General features: G+C 63.6%; 21 protein-coding genes and 1 pseudogene. 14 read left to right on the forward strand and 8 right to left on the reverse strand.

Annotated elements, in window-relative coordinates; genetic code table 11:
• Positions 1-168: 168 nt before the first annotated feature.
• Positions 169-759: a transglycosylase SLT domain-containing protein gene (locus tag FJ425_RS25100; protein WP_140726749.1), complete on the reverse strand. Its 591-nt coding sequence runs from the start codon at positions 757-759 to the stop codon at positions 169-171.
• 211 nt (positions 760-970) lie between these two features.
• Between FJ425_RS25100 and FJ425_RS25105 the strand changes: the two genes are divergently transcribed.
• The gene (locus tag FJ425_RS25105; RefSeq protein WP_140726752.1) at positions 971-2,509 is read left to right on the forward strand and encodes a trimethylamine methyltransferase family protein; all 1,539 of its coding nucleotides are present in this window, start codon (positions 971-973) and stop codon (positions 2,507-2,509) included.
• Between the two features lie 238 nt (positions 2,510-2,747).
• Complete coding sequence (locus tag FJ425_RS25115) at positions 2,748-5,174, forward strand: FAD-dependent oxidoreductase (protein ID WP_140726754.1); 2,427 nt, start codon at positions 2,748-2,750, stop codon at positions 5,172-5,174.
• Positions 5,175-5,259: 85 nt separating this feature from the next.
• On the opposite strand, the gene FJ425_RS25120 is transcribed toward FJ425_RS25115, so the two are convergent.
• Complete coding sequence (locus FJ425_RS25120) at positions 5,260-5,652, reverse strand: DoxX family protein (RefSeq protein WP_140726756.1); 393 nt, start codon at positions 5,650-5,652, stop codon at positions 5,260-5,262.
• A gap of 198 nt (positions 5,653-5,850) precedes the next feature.
• On the opposite strand from FJ425_RS25120, the gene FJ425_RS25125 reads away from it, so the two are divergent.
• Positions 5,851-6,339 (forward strand): hypothetical protein, encoded by a 489-nt coding sequence (locus FJ425_RS25125; RefSeq protein WP_140726759.1) that lies wholly within the window; start codon positions 5,851-5,853, stop codon positions 6,337-6,339.
• 28 nt (positions 6,340-6,367) lie between these two features.
• Here FJ425_RS25125 and FJ425_RS25130 read toward each other — a convergent pair whose 3' ends face one another.
• Positions 6,368-7,144, reverse strand: coding sequence for a VOC family protein (locus tag FJ425_RS25130; RefSeq protein ID WP_140726762.1), 777 nt, complete (start codon positions 7,142-7,144; stop codon positions 6,368-6,370).
• Positions 7,145-7,632: 488 nt separating this feature from the next.
• On the opposite strand from FJ425_RS25130, the gene FJ425_RS25140 reads away from it, so the two are divergent.
• The 5 genes from FJ425_RS25140 (at position 7,633) to FJ425_RS25160 (ending at position 12,871) form a co-directional block, all read left to right on the forward strand.
• Positions 7,633-8,367, forward strand: coding sequence for a gamma-glutamylcyclotransferase (locus FJ425_RS25140; protein WP_140726844.1), 735 nt, complete (start codon positions 7,633-7,635; stop codon positions 8,365-8,367).
• Between the two features lie 114 nt (positions 8,368-8,481).
• A complete protein-coding gene (locus FJ425_RS25145) occupies positions 8,482-9,846 on the forward strand; it encodes an NAD(P)-dependent oxidoreductase (protein WP_140726767.1) in 1,365 nt (454 codons plus the stop codon).
• A 2-nt stretch (positions 9,847-9,848) separates the two neighbouring features.
• Entirely contained in the window at positions 9,849-11,162 is a 1,314-nt protein-coding gene (gene preA / locus FJ425_RS25150) for an NAD-dependent dihydropyrimidine dehydrogenase subunit PreA (protein WP_140726769.1), read from the forward strand.
• Positions 11,163-11,857: 695 nt separating this feature from the next.
• Complete coding sequence (locus FJ425_RS25155) at positions 11,858-12,376, forward strand: Rrf2 family transcriptional regulator (RefSeq protein ID WP_140546688.1); 519 nt, start codon at positions 11,858-11,860, stop codon at positions 12,374-12,376.
• Positions 12,377-12,412: 36 nt separating this feature from the next.
• Entirely contained in the window at positions 12,413-12,871 is a 459-nt protein-coding gene (locus tag FJ425_RS25160; RefSeq protein WP_140546687.1) for a carboxymuconolactone decarboxylase family protein, read from the forward strand.
• A 45-nt stretch (positions 12,872-12,916) separates the two neighbouring features.
• Here FJ425_RS25160 and FJ425_RS25165 read toward each other — a convergent pair whose 3' ends face one another.
• Complete coding sequence (locus FJ425_RS25165; protein WP_140546686.1) at positions 12,917-13,639, reverse strand: SDR family oxidoreductase; 723 nt, start codon at positions 13,637-13,639, stop codon at positions 12,917-12,919.
• Positions 13,636-14,481: an SDR family oxidoreductase gene (locus FJ425_RS25170; protein WP_140630799.1), complete on the reverse strand. Its 846-nt coding sequence runs from the start codon at positions 14,479-14,481 to the stop codon at positions 13,636-13,638. Before FJ425_RS25170 ends, FJ425_RS25165 begins: the two co-directional genes overlap by 4 nt.
• 103 nt (positions 14,482-14,584) lie before the next feature.
• Between FJ425_RS25170 and FJ425_RS25175 the strand changes: the two genes are divergently transcribed.
• The gene (locus FJ425_RS25175; RefSeq protein WP_140630802.1) at positions 14,585-15,457 is read left to right on the forward strand and encodes a helix-turn-helix transcriptional regulator; all 873 of its coding nucleotides are present in this window, start codon (positions 14,585-14,587) and stop codon (positions 15,455-15,457) included.
• A 292-nt stretch (positions 15,458-15,749) separates the two neighbouring features.
• Here the strand turns inward: FJ425_RS25175 and FJ425_RS25180 are convergent, their stop codons facing one another.
• Entirely contained in the window at positions 15,750-16,379 is a 630-nt protein-coding gene (locus FJ425_RS25180; RefSeq protein WP_135872613.1) for a TetR family transcriptional regulator C-terminal domain-containing protein, read from the reverse strand.
• Between the two features lie 239 nt (positions 16,380-16,618).
• On the opposite strand from FJ425_RS25180, the gene FJ425_RS25185 reads away from it, so the two are divergent.
• Positions 16,619-17,947: an aspartate aminotransferase family protein gene (locus FJ425_RS25185; RefSeq protein WP_140546683.1), complete on the forward strand. Its 1,329-nt coding sequence runs from the start codon at positions 16,619-16,621 to the stop codon at positions 17,945-17,947.
• A 292-nt stretch (positions 17,948-18,239) separates the two neighbouring features.
• Here FJ425_RS25185 and FJ425_RS25190 read toward each other — a convergent pair whose 3' ends face one another.
• Positions 18,240-18,878, reverse strand: a complete 639-nt coding sequence (locus FJ425_RS25190; RefSeq protein ID WP_095768951.1) for a TetR/AcrR family transcriptional regulator — start codon at positions 18,876-18,878, stop codon at positions 18,240-18,242.
• A gap of 120 nt (positions 18,879-18,998) precedes the next feature.
• Between FJ425_RS25190 and FJ425_RS25195 the strand changes: the two genes are divergently transcribed.
• The 3 genes from FJ425_RS25195 (at position 18,999) to FJ425_RS25205 (ending at position 22,244) form a co-directional block, all read left to right on the forward strand.
• Positions 18,999-20,249 carry a Zn-dependent hydrolase gene (locus FJ425_RS25195; protein WP_140630804.1) on the forward strand — a complete coding sequence of 417 codons (1,251 nt, stop codon included), beginning with the start codon at positions 18,999-19,001 and terminating at the stop codon, positions 20,247-20,249.
• Positions 20,250-20,415: 166 nt separating this feature from the next.
• On the forward strand, positions 20,416-21,867 hold the full coding sequence (hydA, locus tag FJ425_RS25200; protein ID WP_140630807.1) for a dihydropyrimidinase: 1,452 nt from the start codon (positions 20,416-20,418) through the stop codon (positions 21,865-21,867).
• Between the two features lie 2 nt (positions 21,868-21,869).
• Positions 21,870-22,244, forward strand: coding sequence for a hypothetical protein (locus FJ425_RS25205; protein WP_140630810.1), 375 nt, complete (start codon positions 21,870-21,872; stop codon positions 22,242-22,244).
• 443 nt (positions 22,245-22,687) lie between these two features.
• Here the strand turns inward: FJ425_RS25205 and FJ425_RS32500 are convergent.
• Positions 22,688-23,116, reverse strand: a pseudogene (locus FJ425_RS32500) (cupin domain-containing protein).
• Between FJ425_RS32500 and FJ425_RS25215 the strand changes: the two are divergent.
• On the forward strand, positions 23,013-23,804 hold the full coding sequence (locus FJ425_RS25215) for an ABC transporter ATP-binding protein (protein ID WP_140546677.1): 792 nt from the start codon (positions 23,013-23,015) through the stop codon (positions 23,802-23,804). The pseudogene FJ425_RS32500 and the gene FJ425_RS25215 sit on opposite strands and share 104 nt — an antisense overlap.
• The last annotated feature ends 60 nt before the right edge of the window (positions 23,805-23,864 follow it).

Below are 23,864 nucleotides of genomic sequence, written 5' to 3' on the forward strand. Positions count from 1 at the left end.
CGGCATGGATTCTATGGTCTGCGCGCGTCGCTTCGCTCCTTGCTCCGCCATAGAATGACGAGGTTGGGGCGGCTTCAGTCCCCGGCGTTTGCGCTGATCTCACGCAAATGAACGGAAATCTTGCACCAAGACAAACCGAAACCTTTCAAAAATCCCTTTGTCAGGGTGCTAACTGCCGCACTGCCGAATCTGCGCGGCGTAATCGCGCGCCATCTGATCGGTGGCGCGTGCGTAGCCTTGAACGCCGGCGTCGCCCCGGTTGCCGCGGCCGTAGGCGGTCCAGCCGAGATAATAGGCCAGGTAGAGATTGTAGGTGTCGTTGCGGGCGACGCCGAACGTATCGGCCGTTTTTGAGTGATACCAGCCGACGAAATCGATGGCGTCGGCAAAGCGCGTGCGGCGCGCTGTCCAGTTTCCGGTCTCGCTTTGATATTGCGACCATGTACCGTCGAGCGCCTGCGAGTAGCCGGTGGCGCTCGAGACATGCGTCCACGGGATGAAGCCGAGCAGCTTGGTGCGCGGCGGGCGGGCATCGCTCTTGAAGCCGGATTCCTTGCGCACCGTCGCCATCAGCACGGGGACGGGAACGCCGTATTTCTGCTCGGTCCGTTCGGCGGCGGACTGCCAGTTGTCGAACCAGCCGTCATTCTGGTCGAAGACAGCGCAGACATTGTTGATGTGACTGGGCGCCGTCGCGCAGGCCGAAAGCGCCAGCAGCACGGAGACAGCGACAATTTTACTAAAACTCGACCTACGCATTGGAAGACGAATAGGCCGAAATCATAAAGGGAGTGTTGCGCGGTTCCTTAACGCGGGCGCGGGAAGCGCGAGGAACCGAGTATCGCTATTGCGACCATTTGTGACGCTATTCTTTTCATCGATTTTGAAAAATGCCGCCTTGGCTAAAATCACGCCGGCAAATGGCGAATTCCTGACAGCCCGCATGCGATGCCGGCGCTCTGATGCGGGCATGAGCGAACCAAGACGCAAGCGCGGCGCCGAGCGCACCAGCAACCGGGGACCAGCCGCCATCCCGCAACTGCCGGCGCGGCGGGTGGAGAATCCCTATCCGCCCATGGCGCTGCTGTCGGCCGACCAGATCGAAGCCATCCACCAGGCATCGATGCACATACTGGAGAATTTCGGCATCGAAGTGATGAGCGCACGCGCCCTGTCGCTGTTCGAGCGCGCCGGCGCTAAGGTCGACCACGGCTCGATGAACGTGCGCGTCGATCGCGGCATGGTCGAGGAGGCGCTGAAGTCGACGCGCTCGGCCTATACGCTGACGCCCCGAAGACCAGACCACGCCATTCATCTTGGCGGCAGCACCATCAACTTTACGCTCGTCGCCGGCCCGCCCAATGTGCACGACATGGAGCGCGGCCGTCGCGCCGGCAATCTTGCGGATTATTCAGACCTTGTGCGGCTGGCGCAGCATTTCAACTGCATCCACATGCTGGGCAACCAGGTCTGCGCGCCGATCGAGCTGCCGGCGAATACCAGGCATATGGACACCTATTTCGCCAATCTGACGCTGACCGACAAATGTTTCCACGTCTCGGCGATCGGGCGGGGCAGGGCGCTCGACGGCATCGAGATGATGGCGATCGCGCGCGGGCTGACGCTTGAGCAGATGGGAGAGGATCCCGGCGTCACCACCATCATTTCGGTCAACTCGCCGCGCCGCTTCGACGAGATGATGGCCGAAGGGCTGATGACCATGGCCGAATACGGGCAGTCGGTGGCGGTGACGCCGTTCACGCTGATGGGCGCGATGAGCCCGGTGACGCTGGCCGGTGCGCTGGCGCAGCAGAACGCCGAGGCGCTGTTCGGCATCGTGCTGACGCAGCTGGTGCGTCCGGGCGCACCGGTGATGTATGGCGCCTTCACCTCCAATGTCGACATGAAGTCGGGCGCGCCGGCCTTCGGCACGCCGGAAAACACCAAAGCCAACATCGCTTCGGGACAGCTGGCGCGGCGCTACAGATTGCCTTATCGCACGACGCCGGGCTCCGCCTCCAATGCCGCCGATGCGCAGGGCGCCTACGAGACGCTGATGGCTCTGTGGGGCGCCGTGCTCGGCCACGGCAATCTCGTCTACCACGCCGCCGGCTGGCAGGAGGGCGGGCTGACGGCGTCGTTCGAAAAGCTCATCATCGATGTCGAAATGATCCAGCACATGATGGAGTTCCTGCGGCCGATCGTGGTCGACGAGGCGGAGCTTGCGGTCGAGGCGCTTGGCGCGGTGCCGACCGGCGGCCATTTCTTCGGCGAACCGCACACGCTGGAGCGCTACGCCACCGCCTTCTACCAGCCGATGCTTTCCAACTGGCAGAATTACGAGGCATGGCAGGAGGCGGGCGCGCTCGACGCAACGGCGCGCGCGACGCGGCTGTGGAAGAAAGCGCTGGAGGAGTATGTCCAGCCGGCGATGGATCCCGCTGTGCGCGAAGCGCTCGAAGCCTATATGGCGCGCCGCAAGGAAGCGATCGGACAGGGCGAGCCGTGACTTTGACGTCAGCGCGAGGCACCCCCCTTTGCCCTGCCGGGCATCTCCCCCTCAAGGGGGGAGATTGGCCGTCACATCTGCCTTCGCCAATCGCCGACCTGGATCAATCGGCGGCGAGGTCCCCACTGCTGATCTCCCCCCTTGAGGGGGAGATGGCCGGCAGGCCAGAGGGGGGTGCCTCGCGCTGCCTTTCTGATTCAGTTCATCTCCCCAACTCCCTGATGTCAGAGAAAAACCCATGAAGTCGCATGCAAAGGTCGTGGTCATCGGCGGCGGTGTTGTCGGATGCTCGGTGCTGTTCCATCTTGCCCGCCATGGCTGGACAGATGTCGTGCTTTTGGAGCGCGACGAGCTGACTTCCGGTTCGACCTGGCATGCGGCCGGCGGCATGCACACCATCAACGGCGACCCCAACGTTGCCAAGCTGCAGAAATACACGATCTCGCTCTACAAGGAGATCGAGGAACTGTCGGGGCAGGCCACCGGCGTGCACCTCACGGGCGGCGTGCTACTAGCGGCGACCGAAGCGCGGCTCGACTGGCTGCGCGGCGTGGTGTCCAAGGGCCGCTATCTCGGCATCGACCTCGAAGTGATCTCGGCCAAGGAAGCGGCGGAATTGATGCCGCTCATCGATCCCAGCCAGTTTGTCGGCGCCGTGCGCAACAAGGAGGACGGTCACCTCGACCCGTCCGGCGTGACGCATGCCTATGCCAAGGCGGCGCGGAAACTGGGGGCCGAGGTGGAGCGCTTCACCAAGGTCGAGGACATCGTGCGCCGTCCGGACGGCTTATGGCGCGTCATCACCAACAAGGGCGATATCATTGCCGAGCACGTCGTCAATGCCGGCGGTCTGTGGGCGCGCGAGGTCGGCCGCATGGTCGGCCTGGAGCTGCCGGTGCTGGCCATGGAGCACATGTACCTGATCACCGAGGACATGCCGGAGGTTGCAGACTGGAACAACAAGACCGGCACCGAGATCATCCACGCGGTCGACTTCGACGGCGAGCTCTATCTGCGCCAAGAGCGCGGCGGCATGCTGATGGGCACTTACGAGAAGGCCAACAAGGTCTGGTCGGAATTTTCCACACCCTGGAATTTCGGCCATGAGCTTTTGGAGCCGGACATCGACCGCATCGCGACGTCGCTCGAAGTCGGCTTCCGCCATTTCCCGGCCTTCCAGAAGACCGGCATCAAGCAGATCATCAACGGCCCCTTCACCTTCGCCCCCGACGGCAATCCGCTGGTCGGTCCGGTGCGCGGCCTGCCCGGCTTCTGGGTCGCCTGCGGTGTCATGGCCGGTTTCAGCCAGGGCGGCGGCGTGGGGCTCGCGCTCTCCAACTGGATGATCGAGGGGGATCCGGGCGCCGACATCTGGGCTATGGACGTGGCGCGCTACGGCGACTGGGCGACTATGGCCTATACCAACGCCAAGGTGCGCGAGAATTATTCGCGTCGTTTCTCGATCCGCTTCCCGAATGAGGAACTGCCGGCCGGGCGGCCGCTGAAGACGACGCCGGTCTATGACACGCTGTCGGCCAAGGGCGCGCAATGGGGCGTGTCCTATGGGCTCGAAGTGCCGCTCTGGTATGCGCCGGAAGGCGTCAAGGACGAGTTTTCCTGGCGGCGCTCGACCGACTTCGACCATGTTGCAAAGGAAGTCGCGGCGGTACGCGACGGCGTCGGCCTGTCGGAGATCTCGAACTTCGCCAAATACAAGGTGACGGGCGAGGGCGCGGCCGCTTGGCTCGACCGCATGCTTGCCTGCAGGCTGCCAAAGCGCGGCCGCATGACCCTGGCTCCGATGCTGAAGGAAGACGGCAAGCTGATCGGCGATTTCACTTTAGCCAACATCGACGACGGCGAATGGTTCATCGCCGGCTCCGGCATCGCCGAGCAGTACCACATGCGCTGGTTCGAGGCGCATCTGCCGAAGGACGGCTCGGTGCAAATCGAGGCGCTGGGCCAAAAGCTCGCGGGTCTCGCCATCGCCGGGCCGAAGGCGAGGGAGGTGCTCGACAAAGTGACCCGCGCCGACGTTTCCAGCGAGGCGTTCCCTTTCATGGCGGTTGCGCGGATGGATATCGGCATGGCGCCGTGTCTGGTCGGACGCGTCAGCTACACCGGCGATCTCGGCTACGAGATTTGGGTGGCGCCCGAATATCAGCGCGCCGCATACCAGGCGCTGCTGGCCGCGGGCGAAGCGTCAGGCATCGGCCTGTTCGGCTCGCGCGCGCTCAATGCGCTGAGGCTCGAGAAGAACTATGGCTCATGGGCGCGCGAGTACCGGCCGATCTATGGGCCGCTTGAGGCCGGGCTCGACCGCTTCGTCGCCTATAGCAAGGACGCCGATTTCATCGGCAAGGAAGCAGCACTTGCCGAGCGCAAAGAGGACGGCAAGCTCAGGCTGTGCGCCTTCATCGTCGAGGCCACCGATGCCGATGTGATCGGCGACGAGGCGATCTGGCATGGCGGCGTCGTGCGCGGCTGGGTCACCTCGGGCGGCTATGCGCATCACTCGAAGAAGTCGGTCGCGATGGGCTATGTGCCCAAGGAGATCGCCGACAGACCGGACGGATTCGAGATCGACATCCTTGGCAAGCGCCATGCGGCGCGCATCCAGGCGGCGCCGCTGTTCGACGCCAATTTCGAGCGGATGCGCGGCTAGAGCAATTCCAGGAAAAGTGCGAAGCGGTTTTTCGTCCGGAATTGCGTCAAAACAAAAAACCTCCAGACGCGCACCCTTCGATGCTTCAGGCGCTGCGGCGGTTATCCAGTGCGAAGGCGCCGGACCCGGCGAAGATCAGATAGAGGAAGATGAAGCAGAAGGAGATCGCCGAGTCGCCGCCGTTGTTGACGGGGAAGAAGTCGCGCGGCATGTGCGCCATGAAATAGGCGATCGCCATTTCGGCGGCCAGGAGGAATGCGACCGGGCGGGTGAAGAGGCCGAGCGCCAGCAGGATGCCGCCGGCGAATTCGAGAATGCCGGCAGCCGTCGTCAGCCCAGTGAGGACGTGCGGCTCGGCGCTGACCGGGAAGTTGAACAGTTTCTGCGAGCCGTGTTCGACGAACTGCAAGGCGGTCATGATGCGCAACACACCCAGCGCCTGCGGGCTGTACTGAGCTAGGCTTTCGAAAAGCTTCATCTAAAACTCCATTTTACCCCGCTCGGGCCTTAGATTATCGCCCGGCGACGGACCACTCACATCCCATGGCCTGCCATCAACAATCGGTGACCGGAAATGGTTTCAATCTCCATATTTCTTCTCTCTATGGTTGCATATCTATCCTTATGGTTGTATTACCAGGGGTGACGCATCAAAAACCAGGCAGGTCCCTTAACCATGAGAAAAGTCGTCATCAGCCTATTCGCAATCTTTGCGGGCACCAGCTTCGCCGCAGCCGCGGATACCGGCTGCGACGCCTTCAAATGGCCGGTTGAACGTGAGCAGGCCCTGTTTCCGGCCGCACCCGCCGCCCAATCCGGCGCCATCCTGACGGTCGGCCAAGCGGTGGATTTCTCGCTCGCGGCTGTCGACGCGGTCAGCTTTGAAGTGCCGCCTGACCGTGCACCGAAAGCCGGCACCTTCGGCGCGACGGCAAATGTGACCGTGCCGCCTGAAGGCGAGCTGCAGTTCAGCCTGTCCGACGAGGCCTGGATCGATGTCGTGCAGGATGGCAAGATCGTGAAATCGGCGGCTTTCAGCGGCGTGAAGACCTGCCCGGGCATTCGCAAGAGCTTGCGTTTCAAGCTCCAGGGCGGAGCGGCCGTCGTCCAGCTCAGCGGCGCCAGGAAGGCCGATCTGAAACTGGCGGTGCTGACGCCGGAGTGATCCAGCGCCAGCCCATCGAACGGTGCTGTTATCGCACCGGCGCCAGCAACGCGAAATGCGCGCCTTGCGGGTCCAGGCACTGGATGATCCACTGGCCGCTCGGCACGTCCATCGGACCCATGATGACTTTGCCGCCATTGTCGGTGACGCGCTTGGCGGCGGCGTCGATGGCGTCGACGTTGAAATAGAACTGCCAGACGGGAACCGGCATCTGCGGCGGCTTGTTCATGATGCCGCCGCCGGATTCGGGGCCGGCGCCGAAGGTTTTGTAGATACCCATCTCGCCCATGTCGAACTCGCCGGCGCTGGTCCAGCCGAACTGGCTGGAATAGAAGTCGAAAGCCGCTTTCCAGTCCGAGGTGTAGAGCTCATGCCAACCGACATGGCCAGACGTGGTTGCCGGCACCGGCGGCTGCTCGGCCTGATTGGGCTGCAGGAACATGAAGGAAGCCCCTTGCGGGTCCGCGACGACGGCGAAGCGGCCGACGCCCGGAATGTCGTCCGGCGCGCGATGGACGGCACCGCCGGCGTCCTTGAGCGCTTGCGTCGAGGCGTCGGCATCCTTGGTGTAGATGTAGCCCATCCAGGCTGGCGGCATGCCCATCTTGGCGGGCTCTTCCGGCATCGTCATCAGCCCGCCGACGCCGCGCATGGCGGAGTTCACGACGATGTAGCGGGGCATGCCGGGCGCTTTGTCGAAGGGCTCGGCCCGCCAGCCGACAACAGCGGTGTAGAAAGCCTCGGCGGCGTCGAGGTCGGTGGTCATCAACTCGTACCAGAAGAAAGGTTGCGGGGATTTCGGCATGATCGGTCTCCTCACGGGTTCAGGCAGCTATCGTTGTTCGATCCATCCTAAGGTATGTTGATATTCAGGTGATGCCGGCCTGCAAACGCCGGTTTCCTGCGCTTCCGGGGCTCACGTACCTAAGTACGCTCCGCTCCGGCCTTCGCCGGCCGAAGCCCTCACAAGCGTCTCCGCTCTATGAAGGCTACGGCCGGCGTAGGCCGGTTCTCGAAAACCGCCGTTTTCGGCGCGGCCTGACCTGAATCTCAACACACCTTAGGACGATCCTGACGACAGAAATCCGACATCTGGGCCAGAATTCGACGACGGCAAGCGGCTTGAAGCGCGTCGCGCTGAAACGGATTAAGGCGGCGGGCTTTAAGTCCTTGTCTCGATGCATGTCGTTGTCCCAGAACCGCTGCACACTTCTGGGCGACATGCATTGGGCCCATGATCTTGCGTATCCGGCGCTTTTCGACTTTGCTGCCCTCAAAGAGGGGGCTGTCTTCATGCGTCGAATGTCGCTCACGCCAGAACTCGTAGCCTTGTGCCATCGCGACGAGGTCGACCCTGGTCCTGATGGCAGCTGGACACAGCTAAGCGATGATGATTTCCGGACGCTCGCCATGCGCCTGTCCGGCGAAGCCGACGACGGTCCGCTGTGGGTGTTCGCCTATGGCTCGCTGATCTGGAAGCCGGCCTTCGAGTCGGTCGAGCAGCAGCGCGCGGTGGCGCATGGCTGGCACCGCTCGTTCTGCCTCGAGATAAAGCGCTGGCGCGGCAGCCGCGAGCAGCCTGGATTGATGATGGCGCTGGAACGGGGCGGGCGCTGCGACGGCGTCATCTATCGTTTGCCGGATGGCGAGAAACCAGCCCAGATCGAGAGATTGCTGCGGCGTGAAATCGACGACCACGAGTCAGTCAGCTCGGTCCGGTGGGTTCCGGTGCGCACCGTGCAGGGTCGGCTGCGGGCGCTGGGCTTCTGGGTCGGCGTGACCGGCAAGGGCACTTCGCTCGGGCAGCCGCTGGAAAGCGTAGCAAAGATACTGGCACGCGCCTGCGGCCATGTCGGCTCGGGTGCCGAATACCTGTACAATACCGTCAGCCACCTCGAGACCTTCGGCATCCATGACCGCAATCTGTGGCGGCTGCAGGAACTGGTGGCGGACGAGATATGGTCAATCCATGGCCACAGGATCACAAGCCATGACACAGCAGAGTTTACTGAGCCGGCTATAACATGACTATGTTTATCATGTTTTTGTGCAAGCAATACAGTGGCTTGGCCGAAAATTGACCAATTGATAAAAAAATAAAACGTGCTAGCCTTCCCCAAAACGACAACAAGGGGAACTGGAATGGCGACTGGTCATTTCATCGAAGGCATTGCCGGCGGCCGGCTGTCTTCCGAGCAATATGCCGACAATTTTTCCGACCTGCATCCGCCGCTCGATCATCATGAGGCGCTGGTCGAGTCCGATCGCTGCTATTTCTGCTACGACGCGCCATGCATGAATGCGTGCCCGACGTCGATCGACATCCCGCTGTTCATCCGGCAGATCGCCACGGGCAATCCGGTGGGCGCGGCCAAGACGATCTTCGACCAGAATATCCTCGGCGGCATGTGCGCCCGCGTCTGCCCGACCGAGACGCTGTGCGAGGAGGTCTGCGTGCGCGAGGTGGCCGAAGGCAAGCCGGTGCAGATCGGACGGCTGCAGCGCTACGCCACCGACGTCGCCATGAGCGAGGACAAACAGTTCTACAAGCGCGCCGAACCGACCGGGAAGAGCATCGCCGTGGTCGGCGCCGGCCCGGCGGGGCTGGCGGCGGCGCATCGGCTTGCCCGCCACGGCCATGATGTGACGATCCTCGAGGCGCGGCCGAAGGCCGGCGGGCTCAACGAATACGGCATCGCCGCCTATAAGAGCGTCGACGATTTCGCCCAGGCGGAAGTGGACTATGTCACCGCGATCGGCGGTATCGACATCCAGAACGGCAAGGCGCTCGGCCGCGACTTCCAGCTTGCGGACCTGATCCGCAACTACGATGCGGTGTTCCTCGGCATGGGACTTGGCGGCGTCAACGCGCTGCGCGCCGAAGGCGAGGACGCCGACGGCGTCGCCAATGCCGTCGAGTTCATCTCGGAATTGCGGCAGGCGAGCGATCTTTCCGGCCTGCCGGTCGGCCGGCGCGTCGTCGTCATCGGCGGTGGCATGACGGCGATCGACGCCGCGGTGCAGTCGAAGCTGCTCGGCGCCGAAGAAGTGACGATCTGCTACCGGCGCGGCCAGGAGCACATGAATGCTTCGGAGTTCGAGCAGGATCTGGCCGCCGCCAATGGCGTCACCATCCGCCACTGGCTGCAGCCGAAGCGCGTCATTGCCGAGAACGGCAAGGTGTCGGCCATCGAGCTCGAATACACCGCCCTGAGCGGCGACAAGCTTGTCGGCACCGGCGAGACCCTGCGACTTAATGCCGATCAGGTGTTCAAGGCGATCGGCCAGAGCTTCGTGCCGGCGCATCTCAACAGCAGCGCGGAACAGATCGAGCTCGAAGGCGGCCGCATCAAGGTCGACGCCGAAGGCCGCACTTCGCTGGCCAAGGTCTGGGCCGGCGGCGACTGCATTTTCGGCGGCGACGATTTGACTGTCTCGGCGGTGGCGCAGGGGCGCGACGCGGCCGAGAGCATCCACCGGGCACTGGCCTCTAACGGGAGGGCATGAGCATGGCAGACATCCGTAACAATTTCATCGGCATCAAATCGCCCAACCCGTTCTGGCTGGCCTCGGCGCCGCCGACCGACAAGGCCTACAATGTCGAGCGCGCCTTCAAGGCCGGCTGGGGCGGCGTGGTCTGGAAGACGCTGGGCGAGGAAGGCCCGCCGGTCGTCAACGTCAACGGCCCGCGCTATGGCGCGATCTGGGGCGCCGACCGCCGCCTGCTTGGCTTGAACAATATCGAGCTGATCACCGACCGCGATCTGCAGACCAATCTGCGCGAGATGAAGCAGGTGAAGATGAACTGGCCGGACCGGGCGCTGATCGCCTCGATCATGGTGCCTTGCGTGGAGGAAAGCTGGAAGGCGATCCTGCCGCTGGTCGAGGAGACCGGCGCCGACGGCATCGAGCTCAATTTCGGCTGCCCGCACGGCATGAGCGAGCGCGGCATGGGCTCGGCGGTCGGCCAGGTGCCGGAATATATCGAAATGGTCGTGCGCTGGTGCAAGCAGTACACGCGCATGCCGGTCATCACCAAGCTGACGCCCAACATCACCGACATCCGCAAGCCGGCCCGGGCGGCGCATGCCGGCGGCACCGATGCCGTGTCGCTGATCAATACCATCAACTCGATCACCGGCGTCGATCTCGACAATTTCGCGCCGCAGCCGACCATCGACGGCAAGGGCTCGCATGGCGGCTATTGCGGCCCAGCGGTGAAGCCGATCGCCATGAACATGGTGGCCGAGATCGCGCGCGATCCCGAAACCCGCGGCCTGCCGATCTCCGGCATCGGCGGCATCACCACCTGGCGCGACGCCGCCGAATTCATGGCGCTCGGCGCCGGCAATGTGCAGGTCTGCACGGCGGCGATGACCTATGGCTTCAAGATCGTACAGGAGATGATCGCGGGGCTGGAGAACTGGATGGACGAGAAGGGCCATGCGTCGCTCTCCGACATCATCGGCCGGGCCACGCCCAATGTCACCGACTGGCAGTATCTCAACCTCAACTATGTCGCCAAGGCGCATATCGACCAGGATGCCTGCATCAAATGCGGCCGCTGCCACATCGCCTGCGAGGACACCTCGCACCAGGCGATCACCAGCATGGTCGATGGTGTGAGGCATTTCGAGGTGATCGAAGCCGAATGCGTCGGCTGCAACCTCTGCGTCAATGTCTGTCCGGTGGAGGGCTGCATCACCATGCAGCCGCTGGCCGCCGGCGTGCTCGACCAGCGCACCGGCTTGCCGGTGTCGCCGATCTACGCCAACTGGACGACGCACCCCAACAATCCGATGGCCAAGGTGGCCGCGGAGTAGGCTTGGTTCTCGCCCCACGTAGTGGGCTACGCTATGCACACATCTTCTGTGACTGGCGCGACTGATCGACCTGAGGCTTGATTGCCACGTGGTTCCCCCAATCAGTCGCTGCTTCGCAGCGCCACCTTTCCCCCCTCCGGAGGGAAAGGAAGGGAGCGTTGCTGGAAGGGCGTTGACGAAAGAAAGCTTGGCGCCTTCCTCTACCCCGTCGATCGGGGGAGAGGTGGCTCGGCGAAGCCGAGACGGAGTGGGGGTCGACCAGCGCTACATAAGACAATGCATGCGCCAAGCTGCCATACACGGCATGCGCGAAGCTGCCAAGCACGCTATCGCCAAAGGCCAGCCGCTTGGAAATGTGTGCATGCCGTAGACGAAGTGGGGAGAGGTGGCCCGGCGAAGCCGGGACGGAGAGAGGCCTTCGGACCGCTGGGAATTGCCGGACGGTTCCTGACCGCCTTTCCATCCCGCTCGCGTCTCTTCCTTCATCGATTCTGACGTCGCAAAGGTCGTCTCCCCCTCTCCGTCCCGGCTTCGCCGGGCCACCTCTCCCCCGCTTTGCGGGGTGCGAGGAATCCAAGTCGTGCGAAGCGCCGCTCTCATATTGCCGTTGCGAATTGGCGGGCAATTTTGGTTTTCCATATTGCAGATAGGATTTATCCAAGATAAAGTATATCCATGATTAGGAGATCAGCACAATGAAACTGGGCGATGGCGTCGAGGCGGCCATCCATTGCGCGGCGACGCTGGCCAGCGTCGATGGCAACAGCACGATGCCCGGTGCCGCGCTCGCCGAGTGCTTCGGGTTATCGCCGAGCTATCTCCTGAAACATCTCAATCAACTGACGGCGGCGCGCATCCTGGAATCGGTGCCGGGGCCGGCGGGCGGCTACAGGCTGGCGCGGGCGGCCGAGCGCATCACGCTGCTCGACATTGTGCTTGCAGTGGAGGGCAGGGAGCCCGCCTTCCGCTGCGGCGAGATCCGCCAGCGCGGCCCGGTCAAGATCAATGCCTCCGCCTATGTGAAGCCCTGCGGCATCAATGCCGCGATGCTCAAGGCCGAGCGCGCCTATCGGGCGGCGCTCGCCGAAGTGAAGCTGTCCGACATCGTGGCGGAGTACGCGGCCGAAGGCGATCCGCGATCCTATGCCGCGAGTTGCGCCTTCGTCGAGCGTCACCAGCGGCGCCAGAAATCCGCTTCACCGAAGCAGATTTGAACCTCTAACCCACCCCAAGCCCGAAAGGAAAAGACGATGAAACCGAGACTGCAGTTCTTTGCCAAGGCGCCGGAAATCATGAAGGCGGTATCGGGGCTCAACAAGGCCGTCGACGAATGCGGGTTGGAGGTCAGCCTGCTGCACCTGATCAAGCTCAGGGCGTCGCAGATCAATGGCTGCTCATACTGCGTCGAAATGCACAGTCGCGAGGCGCGACGCGACGGCGAGACCGAAACACGTCTTTATCTCGTCGCCGCCTGGAAGGAATCGCCGCTGTTTTCCGAGCGCGAACGGGCCGCCCTCGCATGGACCGAGGCCGTGACGCTGATCGCCGACAATGGCGTATCGGACGAACTCTATGCCCGCACGCTCGAGCACTTCTCGGAAGAGGAACTGGTCAAGCTCTCGGTCGCGCTCGGCATGATCAACACCTGGAACCGGCTGTGCATTCCCTTCCACGCCATCCATCCGATACCGGCCGCCAAGGCCGCCTGATCGGACGGCCTAGCGCGCGGATGAGAGATCCGCGCGCCCTATTGTTCACGCCGCGTAGCGCAGACCGCCGTCGCAGGTCAGCACCTGGCCGGTCATGAAGCTGTTCGAGACCAGGAAGGCGATAGCTTCGGCGACGTCCTCGGCGCGGCCGATACGGCCGACCGGCGTCTTGCCGGCATATTCGGCGAACACCGCCTGCCGCTGATCGTCCGGCAAAAAGTCCCACCAGGGGGTGTCGATGACACCGGGCGCCACGACGTTGACACGCAAAGGCTTCAGCTCGACGGCGAGGATCGGCGCGACGGTAAGCAGCATGCCGTTGATGGCGCCGATGCCGGCGACGCCGGGCGCGGCAATCTGCGCCGACACGGCTGAGATGAAAGTCACCGAGCCGGCTTTGTTCAAGGTCGGCAGGGCCGCCTGCAGGCAGGAGAGTTGCGGCCGGATCTTTTCATCGACGCCGCTGCCGATATCGGCGAGGTCGAGCGTCGCGAACGGTCCCAGTCCCTTGCCGCCGCTCGCGGCGAGAACCAGATGATCGAATGGCCCGAGGCGCTCGAAGAAATTCCGGACCTCGTCCGGTTTGGTGGCGTCGAACGCTGCCTTGTCGACGGTGCCGTCGAGGCTTTTCCAGGCGCTCTTCAGCTTCTCCTCGCTGCGGCCGGTGATCGTGACTTTCATCGCAGGGCTGACCAGCTTCTTGGCCGTGGCAAGGCCGATGCCGGACGAGCCGCCGATTATGACGCAGTGTTCGGTGGTCTCGCTCATGAGTGCTTTTCCCTGGATGTTGCGGAAGATTGTCCGATCAATTCGAGGCTAAGCGCGCGCAGCCGGCGGCGGGCTTTCTCGTCATAGGCTTGCGGGTCGGCGCGCGATTCACGCTGGCCGTCGAAGTAGCGGCCGCTGCGGCCTTCGAGCGCCGGCGACGTTGCCAGGTTGAGAATGGCGTCGGCGCCGGTCTCGACCGAGCTCCATGGCGTGACGCCCGCCTGCCGGACCATGGTGGTGTCCATATAGCTTGCCGGATGCAAGGCGTTGACCGTGACGCCGGTGCCGTCGAGTTGTTCCGCCAGGTCGACGGTGAACAGGATCTGCGCCAACTTGCTCTGGCAGTAGGCGCGCACGCCGCTATAGCCATTTGTCAGCATGACGTCGTCGAAGTCGATCGCCTGCTGGCCGGCCGAGGCGACATTGACGATGCGCGCCGGCGCGCTTGCCTTGATGAGCGGCAAGAGCTCCGACGTCAGCAGAAAGCCGGCGAGATAGTTGACGGCGAAGCGCAACTCGTAGCCGTCGGCGCTGACCTGCCGGCTGGCGGCCTGGCCGCCGGTGCCGACGCCGGCATTGTTGATCAGGACGTTGAGCCGATCGGTCCTGGCGCGCACCGCTTCGGCGAGGCGACGCACCTCGGCAAGCGACGAAAGATCGGCGATGAGAAATTCGGCCTTGCCACCCTTTGCTTCGATGGCGGCGACGGTGGCTTTGCCACGGCCTTCATCGCGGCCATGCACCAGCACGCGGGCGCCGGCGGCGCCGAGCCGCTCGGCGACCACGCGGCCGACGCCGTCGGTCGAGCCGGTGACGAGAATTGTTTTTTCGTTGAGTTCCATGTCCGGAGCCTCCTTGCGCTGCTCTGAACGCAAAGATGGGACATCGCGCGGGGCGCAAACAGTTCAAACTTTATCCTGGTATCGGTACTGCTATAATAGGTGCATGGACGCCGTCATCCATTCTCCCGAAGATCACCGCCGGCGCGAGCTCGGCGCCTTCCTGCGTTCCCGTCGCGAGCGGCTTTCGCCGGATACCGCCGGCATCGCCTGCGGCGCGCGGCGGCGCACGCCGGGCCTGCGGCGCGAGGAAGTGGCGATGATCGCCGGCGTCGGCACCACTTGGTACACCTGGCTGGAGCAGGGCAGGGATGTGCGGCCTTCGGTCGAGGTGCTGTCGGCGCTCTGCCAGGCGTTGCGGCTCGACGCCGCCGAGCAGCGGCATCTGTTCACGCTCGCCGGCCGCCAGCAGCCGGAGCGGCGGCGCATCGTGCAGGGCAAGGTCGATGGACCCTTGCTGCACATGCTGCAGAGCCTGGTCCTGCAGCCCGCCTATGTCGTCGGCCCGCGCTGGGACGTGCTGGCATGGAACGACGCGGCGGTCGCCATTTTCGGCGATTACGGCCTGCTGGAGGGCGACGCCCGCAACATCATCCACGGCGTCTTCACCGATCCGCACCGGCGGCATCTGCTGGTGGATTGGGAACAGCTGGCGCGCGCGACCCTTGCCGCCTTCCGCGCCGAGAGCGCGAAATACACCGGCGATCCGGATTTCGAACGGCTGATCGAGTTGATGATGCGCTCAAGCCCCGAGTTCCGCGAATGGTGGCCGCAGCGCGATGTGGTGCATCGGCTCTCCGGCCTGAAGCATCTGCGGCATCCGATCGCCGGCGCGATGACGTTCGAGCATATGAGCCTGTCGATCGATGACGGTTCGGACATGCGATTGATCGTCTACACGCCGCTGGCGGAGCAGAACTCGGTGGTGAAGCTCAAGAAGCTGCTGGAGGGGCTTCCGATAGAGCGGCGCAGCGCGTGAGGTTGCTGGCGGCATCCCTCTTCTTCGTCATCCACGGGCGGAGCAGGGAGCGAAGCGGACGCGCAGACCCGAGGATCCATTCCGTTACCTCCGCCGTGGGATGCAGTGATGCAGAATTCTGCACCGTAGCTGCGCTCCGAGGTCACGGAATGGATCCTCGGGTCTGCGCCGCGTCGCTTCGCTCCTTGCTCCGCCCTTGGATGACGAAATGATGGGCGCCTCGGCCAATCTCCAAGGTCAGCAAAAGTTGGCCCCACACACGGGGACCACCTGCTAAGCCATCTCGTCGACGCTAACCCTTCGGCTTCAGCCCATCCAGGAACAGCTGCTCCAGGAACCGCGCTGCGTCCTCGAAGCGGCCGTCGCCGCCGCGGTCGGCGCCGAGCACGGCGCGCACCTGGACGTCGAAATCGGCATAGTGCTGCGTCGTCGCCCAGATCGAGAAGATCAGGTGCCAGGGATCGGTGCGGGCGATCTTGCCGGCGCGCATCCAGCCCTTGATGACGGCGGCCTTCTCGTCGACCAGCGTCTTCAGCTCGCCCTCCAGCATCGGCTTGATGCGCGGCGCGCCCTGCAGGATTTCATTGGCGAACAGCCGGCTTTCGCGCGGAAAATCGCGCGCCATTTCGAGCTTCCTGCGGATGTAGCTTCTGAGCTCCGTCAGCGGGTCGCCGATGTCGTCCAGCTCGCGCAGCGGCGCCAGCCAGGTGTCGAGCAGGCGCTGCATCAACGTCTCGTGAATGTCTTCCTTGCGGCGGAAGTAATAGAGAAGGTTGGGCTTCGACATGCCGGCGGCTTCGGCGATCTGGTCGATGGTCGAGCCGCGAAAACCGTTGGTGGAGAAGACCTCGAGCGCGGCTTCGAGGATCAGCTCGCGCTTTTCCTGCTGGATGCGGGTGCGGCGGGGAGCGGAGCCTTCCATCGCCGCCGTCATGCTTGCCGGCCGTCTTCGCGCGGGCTCTCTGGACCAATTGTCTGGACCAGTTTTTCCTTGGGCTGTGGAGCGCGCTTTTTATGCCGCATTTCCGCTAGTAATCCCTTGACCGCCGACAGGCGGTGCTAACGTTTGTCCAACCGGTCAAAAATTTGCGTAGCACGAAAACGCAGCGAAGACCAAGCGTTGGCCGTACCGAAACACGCTTACAAGGGGAAGTCCTGGTCATGTCCAACCGGCTGAAAGTCACGCCGAACGATCTCAGCGCATTCTGGATGCCGTTCACGGCAAACCGCCAGTTCAAGCAGGCGCCGCGCATGTTCGTGTCCGCCAAGGACATGCATTACACCACCAGCGACGGCCGCAAGGTGCTCGACGGCACCGCGGGCCTGTGGTGCGTGAACGCCGGCCACTGCCGGCCGAAGATCACCGAGGCGATCCAGAACCAGGCTGCCGAGCTCGACTACGCGCCGGCTTTCCAGATGGGCCATCCGATCGTATTCGAGCTGGCGAACCGCCTGGTCGATATCGCGCCCAAGGGCATGGACCATGTCTTCTTCACCAATTCCGGATCGGAATCGGTGGACACCGCGCTGAAGATGGCGATCGCCTATCACCGCGTTCGCGGCGAGGGCTCGCGCACCCGCCTGATCGGCCGCGAGCGCGGCTATCACGGCGTCAATTTCGGCGGCATCTCGGTCGGCGGCATCGTCTCCAACCGCAAGATGTTCGGCACGCTGCTCGGCGGCGTCGACCATCTGCCGCACACGCATCTGCCGGAGAAGAACGCCTTCTCGAAGGGCGTGCCGGAGCATGGCGCCGAGCTCGCCAATGAGCTGGAGCGTCTCGTCACCTTGCATGACGCCTCGACCATCGCTGCCGTCATCGTCGAGCCGGTCGCCGGCTCCACCGGCGTCATCCTGCCGCCGAAGGGCTATCTGCAGAAACTTCGGGAAATCTGCACGAAGCACGGCATATTGTTGATTTTCGATGAAGTGATCACCGGATTCGGCCGCCTCGGCGCGCCGTTCGCGGCAGACTATTTCGGGGTCACGCCGGACATCATGACGACGGCCAAGGGCGTCTCCAACGGCGTCATTCCGATGGGCGCGGTGTTCGTCAAGAAGGAGATCCACGACGCCTTCATGACCGGCCCTGAGCACATGATCGAGTTCTTCCACGGCTACACCTATTCGGGCAATCCGATCGCCTGCGCCGCGGCGCTCGGCACGCTCGATACCTACAAGGAAGAGGGCCTGCTGACCCGCGGCGAGGAGCTGGCGCCTTACTGGGAAGACGCGCTGCATTCGCTGAAGGGTGAGCCGCATGTCATCGACATCCGCAACATCGGCCTGATCGGTGCGATCGAGCTGGCGCCGATCGCCGGTAGCCCGACCAAGCGGGCGTTCTCGGCCTTCGTCAAAGCGTTCGAACGCGGCGCGCTGATCCGCACCACCGGCGACATCATCGCGCTGTCGCCGCCGCTGATCATCACCAAGGGCCAGATCAACGAACTGATCGACCATGTGCGTGAGGTGCTGAGGTCGATCGACTGACAAGCCGGAGCGGGCACTCTGCCGTGGAGGGCAGGGCAATCGCATATAGCTTTGGCAGTTCGGACATGTCTGGGCGTCATCCTCGGGCTTGTCCCGAGGATCTACCGGCCCCTGATCTTGTCGCGCTATATCCGCGTGCGACGGCGGATCCTCGGGTCAAGCCCGAGGATGACGGCCTCGTGTTGGCCTTCGCCGATAAGCCTCGTATGCGATTGCCCTATCGCGTGGAAGGGAGGGTGTCCGCGAAGCCGCTGGCTGAGGTCGACGCCGCAGCGCCGACATTCGGTGAGATTCAGGCCGGCTGCGCGCCGATGCCGGTCAGAATCACCCGCTTGATGTTTTCCTTGGCTTCCCGCCATTGCCGGTCCGAGAGCGACTTGCCGCCGTTCAGCGTCTCGATTTGGTGGCCGAAATCGGCGTAATGCTGGGTCGTGGCCCAGAGCATGTAAAGCAGATGACGCGGGTCGACCGGGTCCATCTTGCCCTCCTCGATCCAGCGCCTGATGATCTCGACGCGGCCGTCGGTCCATTCGCGCAGCGTCGATTCCATATAGTCCTGAAGCACCGGCGCGCCGTGCATCACCTCCGAGGCCCAGACCTTCGACCCGTCCGGGTGGCGGCGCGATATTTCCATCTTGGCGTCGATATAGGCGCTGATGCCGTCAACCGGGCCGCGCGCGGCGTCGAAGCAATTGGCCGCCTGCAGCCAGATCTCGAAGATGTTCTGGACGACGGACCGGTAGAGCTCTTCCTTGGTGGCGAAATAATAGTGGAGATTTGCCTTCGGCAGCCCCGCCAGATCGGCGATCAGCTGCATCGTGGCGCCGCCGAACCCGGCTTCCGCGAACACCTTCTCGGCAGCGAGCAGAATTGCTTTTTCATTCTCCCGCCTTATGTCCTGTCGCCGCATGGGACGGGTAGATTCGCTCATGTCTCCCCCAAGATTCTCGTTGACCGCTTGGTCAGCTTGTGTAGTCTGAAAGCTGACCATACGGTCAGGATGCAAACCACTCAAGGGGCGACAAGACCCCCGGTGAAAATGGGAACGCAAATGGCCGCACCCGGCGAAAACCTGCGCGTTAATTCAGACCGCTTGTGGGACTCCATCATGGAGATGGCGAAGATCGGCCCCGGCATTGCCGGCGGCAACAATCGCCAGACCGTTACCGACGAGGACGGCGAGGGCCGCCATCTGTTCAAGCGCTGGTGCGAGGCCGCGGGGCTCGAAATGAGCCTCGACGAGATGGGCACGATGTTTGCCCGCCGCGAGGGCACCGATCCCAGCCTGCCGCCCGTCTATGTCGGCAGCCACCTCGACACGCAGCCGACCGGCGGCAAGTATGACGGCGTGCTCGGCGTGCTGGGCGGTTTGGAAGTCGTGCGCTCGCTCAACGATCTCGGCATCAAGACGAGGCATCCGATCGTCGTCACCAATTGGACCAATGAGGAAGGCGCGCGCTTCGCGCCGGCGATGATGGCGTCCGGCGTGTTCGCCGGCGTGCTCGACCAGGCCGATGTCTACCAGCATGTCGACAAGGACGGCAAAAAGTTCGGCGAGGAGCTTGAGCGCATTGGCTGGAAGGGCGCCGAGAAGGTCGGCGACCGCAAGATCCATGCCTTCTTCGAACTGCATATCGAGCAAGGGCCGATCCTCGAGGACGAGGGTATCGATATCGGCGTCGTGACCCACGGCCAGGGCCTGAAATGGCTGCAGGTGACGCTGACCGGCAAGGAAGCGCACACCGGCTCGACGCCGATGCCGAAGCGCCGCAATGCCGGGCTCGGCATGGCGCGCGTGATCGAATTGGTGCACGAGATCGCCATGGACTACCAGCCGGACGCCGTCGGCGCGGTCGGCCACATGCAGGCCTATCCAAACTCGCGCAACATCATCGCCGGCCGCACGGTCTTCACGATCGACATCCGCTCGCCCGAGAAGGAAGTGCTCGACGCCATGGACGGCCGCATACGCGAAGGCATCGACACGATCTGCGACGCGCTCGACATCAAATACGAGATCGAGCAGGTCGGACATTTCGACCCGGTCACCTTCGACAAGAATTGCGTCAAGGCTGTGCGGGATGCGGCAGACCGCTTGGGTTATTCCCATCGCAATATCGTCTCCGGCGCCGGCCACGATGCCTGCTGGATCAACCGCGTCGCGCCGACCGCGATGGTGATGTGCCCCTGCGTCGACGGGCTCAGCCACAACGAGGCCGAGGAGATTACCAAGGAATGGGCGGCGGCGGGCGCCGATGTGCTGTTCCATGCGGTGGTCGAGACGGCTGGAATCGTTGAATGACCGATAGAGCATCTCACCATTTCACGGAAACGGTGAGATGCTCTATCTCTTTGTTTTAACGCAATTTCGGACGGAAAACCGCTTCACACTTTTCCTGAAATTGCTCTAGACCAGTCACCTCGCAACGCCGCTCGCAAAGAAGCGCGAAAGAACAGGGGAACAGAGAATGACCAAAGTCATCCGGAACGGCACCATCGTGACCGCCGACCGCACCTGGAAGGCCGACGTGCTTATGCAGCACGGCAAGATCGTCGCCATCGGCTCCAATCTGCACGGCGACCATGAGTTCGACGCCACGGGCTGCTATGTCATGCCGGGTGGCATCGATCCGCACACCCATCTCGAAATGCCCTTCATGGGCACTTATTCGGCCGACGATTTCGAATCCGGCACGCGCGCGGCGCTCTCCGGCGGCACGACGATGGTGGTCGATTTCTGCCTGCCGGCGCCGCAGCAATCGCTGCTGGAAGCGCTGCAGATGTGGGACAACAAGACCTCGAAGGCGTCCTGCGACTATTCCTTCCACATGGCGATCACCTGGTGGGGCAAGCAGGTGTTCGACGAGATGGCTCAAGTCGTCGACCGGGGCATCACCTCGTTCAAGCATTTCATGGCCTATAAGGGCGCGCTGATGGTGGATGACGACGAGATGTATTCGTCGTTTCAGCGCTGCGCCGATCTCGGCGCGCTGCCGCTGGTCCATGCCGAGAATGGCGACGTGGTTGCGGCACTGTCGCAAAAGCTTTTAGCCGCCGGCAACAACGGCCCGGAAGGCCATGCCTATTCGCGGCCGCCGGAAGTGGAGGGGGAAGCCACCAATCGCGCGATCATGATCGCCGACATGGCCGGCGTGCCGCTCTATGTCGTGCATGTCTCCTGCGAGCAGAGCCACGAGGCGATCCGCCGCGCCCGCCAGAAGGGCATGCGGGTGTTCGGCGAGCCGCTGATCCAGCACCTGACGCTCGACGAGACCGAATATTTCAACAAGGACTGGGACCATGCGGCGCGCCGGGTGATGAGCCCGCCTTTCCGCAGCAAGTGGCACCAGGATTCGCTGTGGGCCGGCCTGCAGGCCGGCTCGCTGCAGGTCGTGGCGACCGATCACTGCTCCTTCACCACCAGCCAAAAGCGCAACGGCGTCGGCGACTTCACCAAGATCCCGAACGGCACCGGCGGGCTCGAGGACCGCTTGCCGGTGCTGTGGACGAGAGGCGTCAACACCGGGCGTCTGACGATGAACGAGTTCGTCGCGGTGACCTCGACCAACACCGCCAAGATCCTCAACATGTATCCGAAGAAGGGCGCGATCGTCGAAGGCGCCGACGCCGACATCGTCGTGTGGGATCCGAAGCGCAAGAAGACGATCTCGGCCAAGAACCAGCAGTCGGTGATTGACTACAACGTCTTCGAAGGCGTCGAGGTGACCGGCCTGCCGCGCTTCGTCTTCTCGCGCGGCGAGCTGTCGATCGAGGAGGCGGACGTCAAAGCCAAGGCCGGCCATGGCGAGTTCGTCGCCCGCGAGCCGAACGCTGCGGTCAACCGGGCGCTGTCGACCTGGAAGGAGATTTCAGCGCCGCGCAAGGTCGAGCGTACGGGCATTCCGGCAACCGGGGTCTGACCATGCGGGTTCTTCATCTTGCGATCGCGGCGGCCGCGATGCTTGCCGCCGGCCAGGCGCTCGCCGCCGGCATAGACCTCAGCAAGCCCTATGGCGACAAATATGGCTGCATCAACCGGAACGGCCAGCAAGTGGCCGCCGACAAGATGCTGCTTCTAACCGACAAGGAACTGATCACGGCGGCCAGCGCCTGCACCTTCAGCAACCACCAAGCGCAGGCCGATGGATCGCTGGTGGTGACGGAAAAATGCGAGGCTGAAGGCGAAGAGGGACAGCCGACCAAGTTCACCATCAAGCGCAGCGCGAAGGATGCGAAGAAGCTGGTCGTGGTCGACGAGGACGGCAATGTGATGGGCGAAGTCGCGCGATGCCGATGATCGCCGAGGTCGGCGCTGCCCCTCATCCGCCTGCCGGCACCTTCTCCCCGTATAGTGACGGGGGGGAGGGGTATGAATGCCGCCTCGACGATCCCTCCGGCAACGTTGGGGATTGGCGAAATCTTTCGAGGCGGCGTCCTTCTCCCCGTCACTATGCCAGGGCAATCGCATATTGCTTTGGGAGTTCGGACGACCCGGCATGTCTTGGCGTCATCCTCGGGCTTGTCCCGAGGATCTACCGGCCCCTGAACCGGTCGCGCTATAGCCGCGTGCGACGGCGGATCCTCGGGACAAGCCCGAGGATGACGGCCTTGTGTTGGCCTTCGCCGATAAACCCCATATGCGATTGTCCTGGTCACCATACCGGGAGAAGTGCCCGGCAGGGCGATGAGGGGCAGCGCAAACCTGAGGCGGTTGCGCGAATTGCCAGTCCTATGCTGATCTCAGGCGACGAGGCCATCCAGTTCCGGCAGCAGGACGACGCTTTCCTGCTCGTTGGGATCGGTGCGGGCGATGACCGCGGAGGAGGGGGCGCCGCTCAGATTGGCGGGCAGATGCGGCACGCCCGCCGGAATGTAGAACAGGTCGCCGGCCTTGACGACGATGTGGTGCTCGAGCCTGTCGCCGTACCAGGTGTGGAGAGCGACATCGGCAAGGCTCCGGGCGGCGTCGATCGGGTGGGACAGGACGAGTGGAAAGCAACGCTATCATAAAATCAACCGGATTGCGGACAGCGCGGCAGCGGCTGCGAAAGGCAGGCTGCAGCCAATGACCGAACAGCCGCCAGCCGTCGTCTCGGCAAGCAAGCTCGGCCTCACCTTCCAGACCAATGACGGTCCGGTGCAGGCGCTGTCCAATGTCGATCTGACCATCGGCAAGGGCGAATTCGTCTCCTTCATCGGCCCGTCCGGCTGCGGCAAGACCACCTTGCTGCGCGTCATCGCCGATCTGGAGAAGGCGACCGCCGGGGCGATCTCCGTCAACGGCATGACGCCGGAGCAGGCGCGCGAGAAACGCGCCTATGGCTATGTCTTCCAGGCGGCGGCCTTGTTCCCGTGGCGCACGATCGAGCGCAACGTGGCGCTGCCGCTGGAAATCATCGGCCTCAGCCAGGCCGAGCAGGCCGAGCGCATCAAGCGCACGATGGAGTTGGTCAACCTTTCCGGCTTCGAGAAGAAATACCCCTGGCAACTTTCCGGCGGCATGCAGCAGCGCGCGTCGATCGCACGCGCTTTAGCCTTCGATGCGGACCTGCTTTTGATGGACGAGCCGTTCGGCGCGCTGGACGAGATCGTGCGCGACCATCTGAACGAGCAGCTTTTGGAGTTGTGGAAGCGGACCGACAAGACGATATGCTTCGTCACTCATTCGATTCCCGAAGCGGTGTACCTGTCGACGCGCATCGTGGTGATGTCGCCGCGGCCCGGCCGCGTCACCGACATCATCGAATCGACGCTGCCGAGGGAGCGGCCGCTCGACATCCGCGAGACGCCGGAGTTTTTGGCGATCGCCGCGCGCGTGCGGGATGGGCTGAGGGCAGGGCACAGCTATGATGATTGAGGCGGACGGGCCTCCTCCTCTCCCCACCGGGGAGAGGGTGGCCGCGCAGCGGCCGGGTGA

This window comes from Mesorhizobium sp. B2-7-2 (genome assembly GCF_006440775.1).
Taxonomy (GTDB): domain Bacteria; phylum Pseudomonadota; class Alphaproteobacteria; order Rhizobiales; family Rhizobiaceae; genus Mesorhizobium.